At 43.4% G+C, this 15,084-nt stretch carries 13 protein-coding genes; 5 read left to right on the top strand and 8 right to left on the bottom strand.

From position 1 onward, the window contains the following. Positions 1-109: 109 nt before the first annotated feature. From J4N44_RS07235 to J4N44_RS07265, 7 genes are all read right to left on the bottom strand, one after another. Positions 110-778, bottom strand: coding sequence for a response regulator transcription factor (locus J4N44_RS07235; protein ID WP_017188108.1), 669 nt, complete (start codon positions 776-778; stop codon positions 110-112). Between the two features lie 107 nt (positions 779-885). Continuing rightward, positions 886-1,758: a hypothetical protein gene (locus J4N44_RS07240; protein WP_222325463.1), complete on the bottom strand. Its 873-nt coding sequence runs from the start codon at positions 1,756-1,758 to the stop codon at positions 886-888. Next, a complete protein-coding gene (locus J4N44_RS07245; RefSeq protein ID WP_252045015.1) occupies positions 1,748-4,231 on the bottom strand; it encodes a fimbria/pilus outer membrane usher protein in 2,484 nt (827 codons plus the stop codon). The genes J4N44_RS07240 and J4N44_RS07245 overlap by 11 nt, the downstream gene beginning before the upstream one ends. Further along, positions 4,215-4,901, bottom strand: a complete 687-nt coding sequence (locus tag J4N44_RS07250; RefSeq protein ID WP_009696975.1) for a fimbrial biogenesis chaperone — start codon at positions 4,899-4,901, stop codon at positions 4,215-4,217. The genes J4N44_RS07245 and J4N44_RS07250 overlap by 17 nt, the downstream gene beginning before the upstream one ends. A gap of 1 nt (position 4,902) precedes the next feature. Continuing rightward, the gene (locus J4N44_RS07255; protein WP_252045016.1) at positions 4,903-5,607 is read right to left on the bottom strand and encodes a fimbrial biogenesis chaperone; all 705 of its coding nucleotides are present in this window, start codon (positions 5,605-5,607) and stop codon (positions 4,903-4,905) included. A 76-nt stretch (positions 5,608-5,683) separates the two neighbouring features. Next, positions 5,684-6,178: a hypothetical protein gene (locus J4N44_RS07260; RefSeq protein WP_005451888.1), complete on the bottom strand. Its 495-nt coding sequence runs from the start codon at positions 6,176-6,178 to the stop codon at positions 5,684-5,686. Between the two features lie 88 nt (positions 6,179-6,266). After that, positions 6,267-6,770, bottom strand: coding sequence for a hypothetical protein (locus J4N44_RS07265; protein WP_223295806.1), 504 nt, complete (start codon positions 6,768-6,770; stop codon positions 6,267-6,269). Positions 6,771-7,173: 403 nt separating this feature from the next. Here J4N44_RS07265 and J4N44_RS07270 point away from each other — a divergent pair, with 403 nt between their 5' ends. The 5 genes from J4N44_RS07270 (at position 7,174) to J4N44_RS07290 (ending at position 14,065) form a co-directional block, all read left to right on the top strand. After that, the gene (locus tag J4N44_RS07270) at positions 7,174-7,809 is read left to right on the top strand and encodes a LysE family translocator (RefSeq protein WP_252045017.1); all 636 of its coding nucleotides are present in this window, start codon (positions 7,174-7,176) and stop codon (positions 7,807-7,809) included. Beyond that, positions 7,809-8,375 (top strand): hypothetical protein, encoded by a 567-nt coding sequence (locus J4N44_RS07275; protein ID WP_005451891.1) that lies wholly within the window; start codon positions 7,809-7,811, stop codon positions 8,373-8,375. Before J4N44_RS07270 ends, J4N44_RS07275 begins: the two co-directional genes overlap by 1 nt. A 691-nt stretch (positions 8,376-9,066) precedes the next feature. Next, positions 9,067-9,837 (top strand): efflux RND transporter periplasmic adaptor subunit, encoded by a 771-nt coding sequence (locus J4N44_RS07280; protein ID WP_045488420.1) that lies wholly within the window; start codon positions 9,067-9,069, stop codon positions 9,835-9,837. Next, positions 9,834-12,881, top strand: coding sequence for an efflux RND transporter permease subunit (locus J4N44_RS07285; RefSeq protein ID WP_252045018.1), 3,048 nt, complete (start codon positions 9,834-9,836; stop codon positions 12,879-12,881). Before J4N44_RS07280 ends, J4N44_RS07285 begins: the two co-directional genes overlap by 4 nt. A gap of 212 nt (positions 12,882-13,093) precedes the next feature. Continuing rightward, on the top strand, positions 13,094-14,065 hold the full coding sequence (locus tag J4N44_RS07290; protein WP_005451897.1) for a TAXI family TRAP transporter solute-binding subunit: 972 nt from the start codon (positions 13,094-13,096) through the stop codon (positions 14,063-14,065). A 97-nt stretch (positions 14,066-14,162) separates the two neighbouring features. Here J4N44_RS07290 and J4N44_RS07295 read toward each other — a convergent pair whose 3' ends face one another. Then, positions 14,163-14,933, bottom strand: coding sequence for a sulfite exporter TauE/SafE family protein (locus J4N44_RS07295; protein ID WP_252045019.1), 771 nt, complete (start codon positions 14,931-14,933; stop codon positions 14,163-14,165). Between the last annotated feature and the right edge of the window lie 151 nt (positions 14,934-15,084).

The raw sequence follows: 15,084 nt of genomic DNA on the forward strand, positions 1-15,084 counted from the left end.
CTAATTTACTATTTATTAACAACCAATGCAGGTCTATTGTGCACAAATTCAGACACTTGTACACCTAACCAAAAGGAGCGTTGAGAAACAAAGCTAGAGTCAGCGATGGCTAATGTTCTTGAGTTTCTTGCCTAAGAGGGCGGCTGAATTTTTGAATGGCTTCCTTACGACAGCTAACGTTGAGTTTTTTGTAAAGCTTGTAAACATGGGTTTTTACCGTGCTCTCCGCAACAAACAGGGCGTCAGCAATTTCTAAATTTGATTGTCCCTGAACAATACGATCGAGGATTTGTTTTTCTCTTTTCGTTAATGTGTTGCTGATTTCTTGAGAGCTGATGGCATAAGGTCTGAAATGAATCAGCATTTTTGCCATCAGTTTTCGAGGTAACCATAATTCGCCACTTAAGACGGCATCGATACAGCGAGTTAAATGCTCTATTGGCGAATCTTCATAAAGTACGCCTTTGAGATTGAGACAAGAAAAAAGCCGAAGATCAGAGCCCGTTTTCGGTACGTCATAAACCACTAAGTCGGTGTTTTTTGTTTTGAGTGAGATGTAGTCAGACAGTGGTCTTTCTTCCAATAAATAGTTAGAAATCAGAACAACGTTGTAGCTGGACAAGTTAATTTCGTCGTCTAAGCAATGGATGCTTTTACGGGTAAGTTTGTTTTGGGGGTTCTTTTCCAACTCTCGGCGAATAAACTGGTTTTGAATACAGTTTTCACCAATAAGAAGGATGTTAGATTCTAATTCATTCCTACGCGTCCCCATATTCATAACTAGCCCCTATATAATAGTTTTGTACTAATAATATTGATAATGTAATCACCTTAGTCTAGGGGTATAGTGCTCGCCACTTTTCTCTGTTTCAACTTTGCGACTGCCTAAGGTTGTTGCGAAAGCTTAGGTTCAATTGAGATCTGGAGCACATCGTTGTAGGTACCTCCCGGTTTATTTAGCGTATCGCCGATGATAAATTTCATGTTTTTTGCGTGTCCCTTAGATGGCGTATTTTCGCTGACTCTAGCACTCGCCTGATCTAGGTTAATTTGCTTAGAATCCAGATACATATCGTAGCTAATGTCCCATTGGGTGTCCGCAGATTTGTGTCGGAGCGCACCTCGGTTTGTTGATTCAAAAACCAAGTTATATCCGGCGTTACTTTGAATCCAAAGTTTGGGCGCGGATGTAACTACTTTATTAGATTGGAGTATTCCCATATCCAATTCGTAGTGCTGTTGAGTCAAACCATAAAACTGTATTTTGGCCATCGGCAAAACAGTGACTGCGATATTTGTCACAGCCGGTAAAACATATTCGTTATTGAGCAGTTGTTCGGTTAATACTGTCGCTTCGAGCTTGCCTTGATAAATACCTGAGGCGAGCCATTGTTGAGCCGGATAACGTATTTGAAAGGTGATATCAGCGTTATTCTCTGTTAAGACGACATGCCATTGATTACCTTTTTGGTAACCGTTCCCGCCTTGCCATTCGAAAATTAACTGGGCATTGGCTTCTCCTTTTAAAAAAGAGTCACCATCATCAATCTCTAACTTGACCGGAATTTGGCATTGTTCGCCTTCAATATTGGCGCGCAGTCGATATGTCGAAATGAGTGTGTATGCACCAGAGGCAAACACATCATAGCGTGCCTGCGTAGAAGCAGGTTCGACACTTAAGTTACTCATTGAGCAAAGAGAACCCGCTAATGTTGGGGGAGCAAGCAATATTAGAGTGATAAAAGGTTTAATCCACATAAAGCTCTCCTAATCTGATTAAAACATTGCTGCGTTCATCTAAAGTGATCACCACAGTCTGTTTTTCTTTTGTGTCGAGTGTGAGTTGGTATTGACCGGGGCGTAAGCCGGAGATTGCAAACAAGCCATTTCGATTAGTAAAGAATTCGATGGGCTGTTGGGTTTCGCTACCCAAATAAGTCGCCAGGCCAGCAATGAGTGGGATAGGGCTGCCAGTATGTCGATCGAGTAATGTTCCCATTACGGTTAACACAGAATCTGAGCCAATCTTGAGTTGGTAACCGCGTTTGTAGCCAGGATTCAGCCAAAATGCCCCGTCACCTAAATCGTAACCGGGCGGTAGGCTCTCTACGTCATAACTGATCAATTGAGGGTTGTAGGCAACCAAGTCCGGTATCAATACATTGGATGCGCTATGGCTATATACGCGGGCGTTTTCACCGTCTAGAGTTGGATCGATATCAACATTGTTTTCTTCCAAGCTTGGGTGCTTAGACACCACTGCAAACGCTTCACGGACTGGGCGTCCAACTGTGATTGAGGAACCAGCAAAGGCAATCGCACTACTGACTTCTACACGCGTACTGTGGTTTCTTATATCTTCGTTCAAACTCTCCATACGCGTAGCGTGGTCAGCGATAACTTGAAAGCGGTTGGCAGAATAGTTAACGCCAAGGTCAATGTCAGCGTCGCTGTCTCGGCTGGTAACAACAGAAGCATAGCCTGACATGCCCCCAGTATTACCTACATTATTTTGATAAGTGAGGTCTAGTGCTGCTTGATCGACCTCACTGTTGTAGCGGCTGACTAATCGTGTCGAATCGCTTAATGGCCAGCTTAACGTGAGAGACGTATTCCATTCATCTGAACCGATGTCGTTGTTCTGATAGTTGACCCTTGCGCTCCATGTCGCAGGTGTCGAGAAGAACGAACCGGACAGGCTAGGGCTAACTGACCAATAATTCGCAGCATCTTCAGTGCCAGAGCGGTAATTGACCGTCATGGCTGCACGTAAATCGTCATTAATATAAAACGCACCAAACGCCGAGGCATAGTGAGTGGTTTGGTTGAGAGGAGAGTCGATAGTGTCGTAGCCTTCTACGCCCGCGAAGTTTTCCGATTGGTATTCATAGAAAACACTTAATTGTGGTTGCCAAGGGTTGTCATCATCAAATTCTGCATCGAAAGCGATGCGAAATGCTTGCCCAGAATCGAGAGTGGGATGATGGCTTTGAGAGGCGGACAGTTCGGTGACACCTAGTGAGCTTGCAATTAAAGCCGTCCCACCATATTGGTACAGGTCTTCACGTTTTTGACCGTTTACGCCTAGCGTAAGCCATGGCAATACACCAACATCAAGATAACCATGTATCAATTTTTGATCGGTTTGATAATCGAGCTCGTTGTTATTGACCTCTGACGGCACGCCCGCCATTAAACTGTACTCAAACTCTCCGCTGTTAAGAAGGTCATTCCCCGTTGCGACAGAAAATTGAATTCTTTCGGTTTGCCCAGAAGAGTCGGTGAGCACCAATTCGACATCGTTAGTACCTTGTGCGAGAGGGATATCACTCAAGTTATAGCTGCCTGCGCCCAGTGTCAGCCTCTGAACGACAATGCCATCGATAACAACGTCGACATTCGAGGTGCGTTGCAATGTAAAAGACTGATTGGCTTTAGGGCGCACGTTTCGAGTAGGAATTAAAGTAAAGTCACGTGTGATACCGATTCCGAGGATGTCGGTACCATCTTGAAAGCTCTTGCCAGAGTTAAACATATCACCCAATACAAGGCGCGTTCCTTGTGAAGGAAAATCATAGTTTAAGCGCGTGCCGTGGCGGTAATAATCTGAGTCTTGAGACGAGCCATTTTCAAAGGTGGCTTCGTATTCAAGGTTTGCAGAACCTGCGTTTAAGCCCGATTCAAATCTTGTACTGTAAATACTTTGTCGGTCATTTTGCTCTGCTATGGTCTGAGTTTCATTCGCCGATGCGGTGACATTAACATAGCCACTGAAAAAGCTGGGTTCAGAATAATTAAAATGTTCATTGTCTTCAGCTAACGATATTTGTCGCGTGACGCTCAATTCGTTAGGAACTGAAATGATGCATTCTAGGGTGGATAAATCAAAGGTAAGCCCAAGCCCGGCACGTCGAAAGTCTTCTTGAGATAAGGTCTCTGAATGGGCGTCTCGTAATTTCTCTAAGGCTGACTCGGCGACAGATGACGAAAGTAGGGCGATGGTACTGTCTTTCGGTAAGCGAATCTCGTCATCAGCGGTAATGGTGACTTGTGCCTGACCCAAGACGCTGTCACTGATTTTTAAAAGAGAGGATAGCTCGATATCTCGACCTGTTGGATTAAGCACAACCTCGCGTGCCCAACTGATGTTGATTTGAGCGATACATAAAATCGTTAATAAAATGAATAGGAGCCAAACAGCACTGCTCCGACGCTCATTGCTCTCTTCCATGATATTTTCCTACTGGGATTGCTTTCCGTGAACGCAGGGTGAAGGTAGAAAATGGTGGCAAAAATTGGTCACCGACTTGTTGTTGGAGCGAGTAATTTTCTGTCGCTGTTAACGGCTCAAAATACAGTAGTCGAGAGTAGGTAAAGCGTTCGCCAGTATTACGAATAACCAATTGTCCGGCATCAGACACTTCCAAGGTGACGTCAGGTTGTTGGTTGTTGGAGTACACATGAAGCAGTGCGTTATAATGCACTTTAATTTTGACTCCGCTCTGCTGCACAGGCAAAGCTCTACTTTGTCCATTAGCACCCGTTAAATGAGCTTGCGTAAAGCGTATAAAGTAGCTAGAGGATGTTTTTTGTACAGAAGGATCAAGCCATTGAATACGAAATACTTGCTTTGAGTTCGGTGCTAACATTGCTGCTGGTGGAAAAACCAAAAGTGCGTCGCTATTTAAAGCTTTGGTTTCATATTGACCATTTTTCTTAAATACTAGCTGATGAATACTTACTTCTAGCGGCATTTTTTCTGTTGAATTATTTGTCACTATGATCTGTGATGTTGTATTTCTATCTGTGTTCAATTCAAATACAGTCGGTGAAATAATGATTGCATTACAAAAACCACTAAATAATAACAAGATTAGACATGTTATAGATTGATAGAACATGTTATTTATCCTGCTCTATTTCTATCGACAAATCTGACACGTCAAACCCTTTCAATGGTTTCATTTCAAAAAATCGTGTTGAATGAGGAAGTACAAGTGTGCCTGCGATTAACTTACTGATATCTAATCCTTTTAGGTATTTAGAATTACTGCCATCCGTTAAATTCCAATTAGTATTCGTTAGCCTGCCATAACTATTACCATTATTCTCTACTTCAACAATCCATTTGCTTCCTTTTTGTTTGACACTTTTTATATCTAAGTTTGCCGATGTATTTTTGGGCTTAACATTAATTAATGTATTGAATTGAAGTAATAACCCCATCTTAGCGCTTTGTTCTTCGCCACGGGCTACTTCAACCTGCTTAATGGAGACACGGTATGCTTTTGATTCAGAGATTGAAGGATCACCCAAATAACGAATCATGACCGATTGAGAGCGACCTGGCTCTATGATTGCGGTTACTGGAATAACGAGCAATTCATCGTCTGCGGGTTTTGTTGTTTCTACACCTTGCTCATCCATGGTCATTGAAAAAGGATAGAGCTCAACAGTTAGGGGTACTCGGGATGTATTGTCGATACGCATCGACATTTGGGCTCGATTGCCTATGGGTTCAATCTCAGCAACCATAGGTTCAACCTTGTATGCGTTAGCGTAAGAACAAAATAAAAATGTTGCGACTAGGATAATCCATCGAGTCATGTTGAGCTCCATCAATGTCAGCTTGGTATGGCTGTGTAGAAAGGGAGGCTATACGCTTAGCCTCCCGGAGGGGAACTTAGTTAGAAGTCACGTTAACGGTTAGCGTATCTGAGTAGCCACCCGCCCATGTTGCCACTTCTGTTGTTTGTACAGTCAATGTCGCATCAACACCAGATGCTAGACCCGAAGAACCTGGGTATGACAGCTCACTAGAGACATCGTTTAAACCCGGACCACCAGGTGCATTTAGATCAAATGATGGAAGACCTGTAGGCGCAAAAGTTGCGGTATAAGTTAGCGCGAAATCTTCGTCATCATCCGATTCAAGACCACCTTCAGAACTGGTCAAAGAAACGGTTGCACCATCGACATCGTTACATTTCATATCCAGATCGATAGAAACAGTTTGTTCTTGTGTTACATCACCAAAGTCGAGCAATTGAGTAGCAAGCCCTGATACTTCACATACTGGAGAAACATAACCCACTAATTGAACATCACCCGGACCTGCGTGAACTTGCGAACCGAAAATTGCTGTAACAGCCGCTGCACAAATCGTAAGTTTTTTCATAAAAAGATTCCTTTAACTTGAGAGATAACATACATGTTTAGCCCAAATCCCACCGAGCTAGCCTTTCTCTGTATCGAATACAGAACTCCTAGTTGATGACGCTGTTAATTGAGGGGAATACATCAATTTCAATCACGTCTTCGTAATAGCCTGCGTATAGCAAGCGGTCTTCTAGTGTTATTCTAATTTCTCCTAGTGCCGAGAAAGGAATAACACCTGAACTGTCAAAGCGTTTTTCAGAGAGCAAATCAATGCTTTTTACTTCTTCATGAATATTTGCTTTGTTAATGTTGATTTCAAATAAATACTCGAATGGTGGAATATCATCTCTTTTATCCAATTTTAGTCCGCCATTTTTTGAATATACGCTTACGCCGAGTGGTTGGTTGCAATATATGTCCAATGGTAGTGTTTTTATATTGCTGTCTGACAAGTCGATTTTCTGACCTGACGTGAAATTTATCTCACATCGGTCTTCTAATTTGCCAACAAGATTCATCGTTAAGGTATTTGCGTTACTAAATAGTGGCGCAAATATAAATAACCAAATTGCGATCATCAGGCAGCAATGAAAAAGAAGCATATATCCCATTTGCACACCAACTTTCGTTTATTTTGTGTTGTTGAAATAAACTATAATTCCTGATGGAAATAGAAGAGTAGTAAAGGAGGTTGATCGTTTTTATAAAAGTTGTAGAAATAGTAGTAACTCTCTTTATATAAGAAAGACCTTATACTCAAGTAACCTCGAGATGCTTTGTTTAGCGAGAATGACTTGGTTTGTAGACGCTACGTTGTTTTCCTTGACCTCGAATCAATGACAACGTTTTGAGCTCTGCATCTTAAAATCATTTGTGTGTATGCTTATTAAGTGCTTTTATGCGTATGGCTTTGTACGTTATGTGATTTTCAACGATGTTGATCACAAAAGTTGCTTGCGAATTGCGTGGATTGACGGTATTGATGGGTAATGCACAATCACTCACTACAAGAATATGGATATTTTGAATTTTGAGGCGTTCCTCATTGCCATCACTATTTTGACGCTTACACCGGGATTGGACACAGCTTTGGTGATTCGTAACACCAGTCGTGCAGGTCTTAAAGATGGTTGTACGACAAGTTTAGGTATTTGTTTCGGTCTGTTTGTTCATGCATTTTTCTCTGCTATAGGCATCTCTGCTGTTTTAGCTCAATCCGCTGAATTATTTCAAATGGTGAAAATGGTGGGTGCTGCTTATTTGATCTGGCTTGGATTAAGTAGTTTGAGAGCGTTAATGAAATCGAATGGCGGCATTGCTGTCTCTGAACAGACCCACCAAGCGTATAGCGGTAAACGCTCTTTCCGTGAAGGCTTCTTATCTAATGTGCTTAATCCAAAAACGGCAGTGTTCTATTTGGCGTTTTTACCTCAGTTTGTTAACCCAGAAGGTTCTCCATTAATGCAATCTATGCTTATGGCGTCTATTCACTTTATGATTGCGATGGTTTGGCAATGTGGTCTGGCTGGTGCATTAAATTCCGCGAAAAGCTTGTTAAAAAATGCAAGTTTTATGAAATGGATGGAAGGGGCAACTGGAGCGGTACTGGTTGCACTTGGTGTTAAATTACTTGTAGAAAAACCAGTCTAATGCACTCACTTGTTCGAATTCTAATTATCCTGATCGCTTTTATTGCGGCGCTTGCTGGTATTGTGGCTTGGAAAACCATACCTCAGCTTCACTTTGTTGAAAAAGGCATGCAATGGAACTGGCATTGGTCTTACTTCGAACCATTTTCTAATGGTATTCAAACCACACGTACTCAAGATACTAAACAGCTTTTATTGAGGCGCGTCTATTTGCAAGATTCCACCGTCGTCTTTGTCGGTACGACCTTAGACAACAAATTCGAAATTGATGTAGTAAATCAAGCGTCTTGTGAGCCAAAGAGCAGTAAATGGGTGTCAGTTTCAGTCAATGGTCAGCCGATGTCGCATGTACCAATGGTGTGCGAGAAGACCGGTGAAACGTACATCTATCGATTTATCGGCAATAAGCTAAGAACGCTTGAGTTTGGTATTGACGATAGCTTTATTCGTGAAGATTTTACATTGTGGCCGATTTCAGAGATAAAAGCAGATCAGTTCAAACAGCAGCACTCTGCATTTTTCAATAAGAAAGATGGTGGTGAAGATCATCAATGGCTCAGAGATTGATGCGCTATACCTAAGTATCTAGGAGTGACTTGAGTATAAATACAATATGATGAAATGAGAAAGAGACAAGTCGATCGGCTTGTCTCTTTTTTTATAGCCAAGCATCGCGAGGTTATAGAGGTATACCCAAGTGACTTCAAGATGCTAGATTCAGAGCGTCGTCACTGATTCAAGTTCAAGGAAAACAACGAAGCGGAATAGCAAGCTATTTCCAAGTTGTTTGACGATGAAATTGCTTCAGTGACACGCTCCCGAAGGGCGAGTTGCCTTGGTTCGCATGCTTCGTTAACAATTTTCGATTTAGAACCACTAGATCTTCAAATTGTTGCCTCGCCTTCAAACCAAGTCATTCTCGCTGAACCAAGCATCTCGAGGTTACTTGGGTATATATCAAATCATGGTTAGTTTCTCTCGACAGACCTGCAACGGTTTTGATTGAACGAAGTACTAACAAATCAGAAAGGACTCCCTCGATTTAAGTAGTTAAACGCTTCATTCAGGACTCACTTTTTTTCCACACCTCCACTGATAATTTATATATCAAGCATCAATAAATAAGAGCGTTAATCGTTTGCTGTACTTCTGGTTAATGCCTTAGTAAACACTAAAGGCTTGTGTGTTCCTGTCAGTGGTGACTTGTCGGAGGAACGGTTACACAAGTCATTTGGTTCATCGGAAATGAGATAACTAAATGAAAAAAAGATCCGTACTAATTCCTTTATTTCTTTTATCAAGCGCTGCTCATGCAGCGAGCGATTACGTTGTTGGTCAACTGATTCCTGAAAAAAGTGTTGTGGTAAAAAGTGAAGTCGTCGGCGTGGTGGATTCTTATCGTTACGATAACGGTGACTCTGTGACTCAAGGGCAGGAGCTATTGTCTCTGTCCTCAGAAGATTATGCATTGAGTTTGGACTTAGCCCGTAACGAGTTAGAGGTGAGTCGTGCCGAGTTAGATATTCAAGAAAAGCAATTAAAGCGTTATCAATCCTTGCTGACCAGTAATGGCGTCTCGGCAAGTGACGTGGACAACCAAATTCGTGTAACCAACATTGGTCGAGCTCAATTCAACGTAAGTAATACACACTACAAAATCGCCGCACGAACGCTGGATAAAGCCTCTCCGAATGCACCTTTTGATGGGGTGATTACTAATCGCTCTGTTGAGTTAGGGCAGTTTGTTTCGGTGGGTGATGCGCTTTTTACCATTGCAGATATGGAACGATTGAAAGTACGTTTTCACCTGTTAGAGATTGATTTCAATAAGTTCAGCAAAGGCGAGAAGGTTAAGGTCGAAGTGCCTTCTGTTGAGCAGACGTTGGACGGCACCATCACTTTACTTTCTCCTGCTTTCCAAAACAGTGAGCCGGGCTTCCTTGTTGAAGTGACGGTAGAAAACGCTAACGGCAAGCTTAATCCGGGCATGGAATCGTACGTGTATTTCAATGATCAGGAGGCTATGTGAATTTCTTCTTAGATTTGCTCTCTCACCGAAAGTTTGCGTCTAAAATCCTGACCATTTTGATCATCAGCATTGGTGCCCTTACTGCCTACAATCTTCCCCTTGCTGAGAAGCCTCGATTTGACTTAGGAAAAGGCGATATCGTCACGGTTTATCCTGGTGCCAGTGCGAAAGATATTGAAAGCAACATCACCAGTAAAATTGAGAAAGAACTGCTGTCCATTTCGGGCTTGAAAGAGTTCACCTCCACGTCGGAAACTGGCGTCTCAAACATCAGTGTGGTGCTGGACAGCAATGTCTCTGATCCGAATGCGGTTTACCAAGACATTCGAGATGCACTGGCAAGGGTAACGGATTTACCTACTGGTGTGACCGAAGCGCCGACGTTGTCGATCAAAAAATCGTACAGCTTGGATTTCATGGTGGTCGGCATCTCTGGTGATGTTGATTATAAAGCACTGCGAGATAAAGCCAAAGACCTAGAGTTGGCTTTGCGGCGTGTTGAGGGGATTGGTGAAGTTTACACCGTCGATTTGCGTGCTCCGGAGTTCTTAATCCAACTCGAACCGATTTCTTTGAGACGTTATGGCTTAACGTTGGATCAAGTGGCGGCATTGATTGCAGAGCGTAATACGCTGATCAGCGGTGGTCGTCTGGAAACGTTAAAGAACAACCCAGAACTGATGACCTCTGCCGAGCTGGATAGCATTGAAGAGCTACGTGAAATGTTCATCTCATTCAGCCCGAATATTCAACTTAAAGACGTTGCAGGTCTCATTGAGGATGGGTTTGAAAAAGGCGAGGTTTATGGCTCAATCAACGGTAATAAGAGTATTCTTTTTGACTTAAGAACTAATGAAAGCGCGGACGTTATTAGCACTTCTAACGCGGTGAAAGCTCTGATTGCAAATCAGCAAAAACTGCTCGGTGACAAATACACTATCGCCATCGGTTCTGATTTGTCTGAAGACATCCAAGAGAAAGCGCGCATAGTGCAAGACAACGGCTTGGTTGGACTTGGCTTGGTGCTGATCACGTTGGCGCTTTTCCTTGATAGACGCATTGCATTTTGGGTCGCGGTTTCTATTCCCGTATGTATCTTCGGCACGCTGGCTTTGCTGCCTCCTTTCGGGCAGATTCTGGATGTGTTCACTATGTCCGCCTTAATTTTGATTGTCGGAATTATTGTCGATGATGCCGTGGTGGTGAGCGATAAAATCGTGGCACTAGTTGAAGAAGGTTATCCAGTTGATAAGGCGGTCTCGCAAGGTGTGAAGAGTGTATTCCCAGCGGTCCTAGCGAGCATTTTATCGACCATGATTGCCTTCATACCTTTGCTCTTCTTACCGGGAAACAGCGGTAAATTGGTTTATGTAATTCCGCTTACGGTCATTATTGCGTTGTGCTTTTCGTTTATCGACGCGCTGTTCTTTATTCCTGCCCATTTAAAAGGCATTTTGAGTAAGAAGAGTCAGGTAAAGAAAAAGCCATTTTTAGATTTAAGCGCACTGAATCGTTTAATTGAACTTGTCATTCGAAACAGCAAAGTAGCGCTGCCATGTATTACCGTAGTGATTCTGACTTTAGGAGCGATTTCATATAAGAGTTTGAGCTTCTTGTTCTTCCCAACAGACGGCGCGTATTTGATAGAAATCAGTGCTGAATCGAATCCAGAGTTAGATTTGGATGACGTCTGGAAAGAAACACAACAACTCGAAGCGCTGATCAAAAGCACTGAAGAAGTGAATTATTGGTACGGCGAAGTGAGCTCACCAAATAGCTATTGGGTGATTTCATTAACACCACCAAACAGCCGAACAAGAACCGCAGAGCAAATCGTCGAAGAGTGGGAAGAGAAAGCAACGCAAATTACAGGGTTGGCTCAAATTGAGTTCGATATTGATGGCGGCGGTCCTCCGGTAGGACGTCCAGTGGACTTGCGTGTCGTTGGCGGTACGGATGAAGGGCGAGAAAAGCTTGCTAATGATTTGACGGCGTACATTGAATCATTGGAAGGGACGAGCCGAGTACGACGTGATTTAAATGCACCAGCACCACAGATTCAAGCTGAGCTGCAACATCACTGGCTCAAGTACTACGGCATCAGTGCCAACAAAGTTGGGGATATCATTAAGTTTGCGATTGACGGTCAACGCGTGACGCGGATCTTTAATGGTGAAGAAGAAGTGTACTTCCGAGTCGCTTTAGAAGAAGACGACAAATCCTTAAAAGAACTGGATAACATTTTGGTTCGCGCCAGCAATAACAAGCTGGTGCCATTAAGTGAGCTGGTTCGATGGAGAAATGCCGATGCAGAAGCACAAATCAAACACTTTAATGGAGAGCGAGTGATTCGTGTCTCGTCAGGTGTCGATTCGACCGTGACTGATCCGGTTGCCGTTTTTGCTGCGGTTCAAGAAGCCTTTGCCAATAAAGAATACGGCGGTGCCTCTATTATTGCGACAGGGCAGATCTTAGAAACACAAGAAGCGCAGCAAGGCTTTGTCATCGCGATTAGTGTGGCGTTTATTGGCATTGCGTTGCTTCTGATTCTTCTTTTTGACCGAATGCGCGAAACCTTAATTGTGTTGACGGTGATTCCTTTTGGCATCGCTGGTGCGCTGTTTATTCTGTTCTTACATAATCAGGTGCTGAGCTTTTTCTCCATCATCGGGATGATTGCCTTGATTGGTATTATGGTAAACAACAGCTTGGTGCTGATTTGGCACTTCAAAGAACACGAAGCGGAATGTAACGATACCAACTTGCTGGAGTTTGTAATTCGTGGAACGCAAAGCCGAGTGAGACCAATCACCTTAACCACAATCACAACCGTTGCAGGTCTTATCCCGCTTGCGTACGGCTTGGGTGGTTACGATAACTACATGTCACCGATGGCGCTGGTGGTTGGTTGGGGCTGCGTGATCTCGATGATCGTCACGCTTACCGTGATCCCATCCATTTACCTATGGACACACAGGAAAGGAAATGAAAGTGCATCCGCAGTCAATGACAGCAGCGAGGAGAGAACCCTAGCGACCGACTAAGTACTATTGAAATACCGGACAGCCCGCAGTTAAATTCTGCGGGCTTTTTGGTTGGGCTAAAACTAAAGTCGAACACGGTTCATAATTGCTTACCGATCAATGCCTTTTGCTGCGTGGTGATAATTCTCAGGATGTGATCTTAAACGTTATCAGTTTGTTAACGATTGCTATACTTACCAAGCCATAAACAAAGGAAAAAATAAGGACGTTCAATGTTAAAGCTCAAGCAAATTGCTGTCGCGGCTTCTCTGGCTGCACTAAGTACAAGTTTTTCAGTTTCTGCTAAAGATACGTTCGTAACCATTGGTACGGGCGGTGTAACTGGCGTGTACTACCCGACGGGTGGTGCAATTTGTCGTTTGGTGAACAAATCACGTGCTGATCATGGCATCCGTTGTTCAGTAGAAAGTACCGGTGGTTCTATCTACAACATCAATACCATTCGCGCAGGTGAGTTGGATTTAGGTATCGCGCAGTCGGACTGGCAATACCATGCTTATAACGGTACGAGCAAGTTTGAAGATAAAGGACCATTCAAAGAGCTTCGTGCGGTGTTCTCTGTACACCCAGAACCGTTCACCGTTGTGGCTCGTAAAGACGCTAACATCAACACGTTTGATGACCTAAAAGGCAAACGAGTGAACATTGGTAACCCAGGTTCTGGTCAGCGCGGCACCATGGAAGTGCTAATGAAAGAGTACGGTTGGACGAATGATGATTTCAAGCTGGTATCTGAACTAAAAGCATCAGAACAGTCAAAAGCACTGTGTGATAACAAGATCGATGCGATGGTTTACACAGTCGGTCACCCAAGTGGTGCGATTAAAGAAGCAACAACCTCGTGTGACAGCAATATCGTAACGGTAGCCGGTCCACAAGTTGAGAAGTTGGTTTCTGATAACAGCTTCTACCGTATCGCAAACGTACCGGGTGGCATGTACCGCGGTTCAGAAAGCGATGTACAAACCTTTGGTGTAGGTGCGACGTTTGTTTCTTCAACGGCCGTGCCAGACGAAGTAGTTTACAACGTAGTGAAAGCGGTATTCGAAAACTTTGATGATTTCCGCCGTCTACACCCAGCATTCGCCAACTTGAAGAAAGAAGAAATGGTGAAAGATGGTCTATCTGCGCCGCTTCATCCAGGTGCTGAGAAGTACTACAAAGAAGTGGGTTTGATTAAGTAATTTCACTTAGAACTAATAAAAACGCCATCGTAGTTTGCGATGGCGTTTTTGTTTGTGAGCAATGAGTGCTTGGCTTTGGTTATATCGTGGTATTGAGTTAGGCATAGACATCTACGAAGAAGTAAATGGTAATCGCGATAGAAGAGAGGGCAACGAAGCCTTTTACATGACTAGGATTCAACTGGCGAGATACTCGCGCTGCCAAGTAGCCGCCAACTAATGTGCCAACCATTACAACGCTGCCTTTGGTCCAATCGATCGAACCGTTAGCAACAAAAATTACGATGGCAATCAGGGAAACACAGGTCGAAACCAGCAGCTTAAGCCCGTTCATTAAGTTGATGTCTTGGTGCCCTGCAACCACTAAATAACTTAATACGATCACGCCTAGTCCGGCATTGAAGAAGCCGCCATAAGCAGAGACGCTAATCAAAAGAAGACTTAATGCAATCACACCCAGAATGCCGGCGTGTTTGGTCTCTTTGGTCAGAGATTTAATCAACGCGGTCATGCGTGAGCCAGTTAAAAAGAGCACGGTTGCGAATAAAAGTAGCCATGGAATAGCTTCAAGAAAAACAGATTCCGGCGTATTTAGCAGAAGGTAAGCACCGACTGCACCACCAATCAAACTGAAAGAGATAGTGAAAGCGAGTTCTTGCTTGTTCTTCATGATTTCTTCGCGAAAACCGATTGCACCACTGATGTAACCTGCGCAAGAAGCATAAGTATTCGTCGCGTTCGCCATGATGGGAGGCACGCCAACCGCCATTAATGCAGGGAAGGTAATGAAGCTACCACCACCGGCGACGGAGTTCATGATCCCACCAATGATGCCCGCAGCAAACAAGAGAGCAAATTCCAGCAGCATAAAAAGTCCTTTTTTGTTCTTATAGTTTTTGTTTCTGAACGATTAACACTACGCAACTCACCCAAAGAAATAAAGTAGCGATTAGTCCAAGAAAAAGCCACCGCAGAGGGTGGCTTGGTTTCAAAGGTCTATCTTGAGGGAGAGATAGAAT

It is taken from the genome of Vibrio sp. SCSIO 43155 (genome assembly GCF_023716605.1).
GTDB classification, from domain to species: Bacteria; Pseudomonadota; Gammaproteobacteria; order Enterobacterales; family Vibrionaceae; genus Vibrio; species Vibrio harveyi.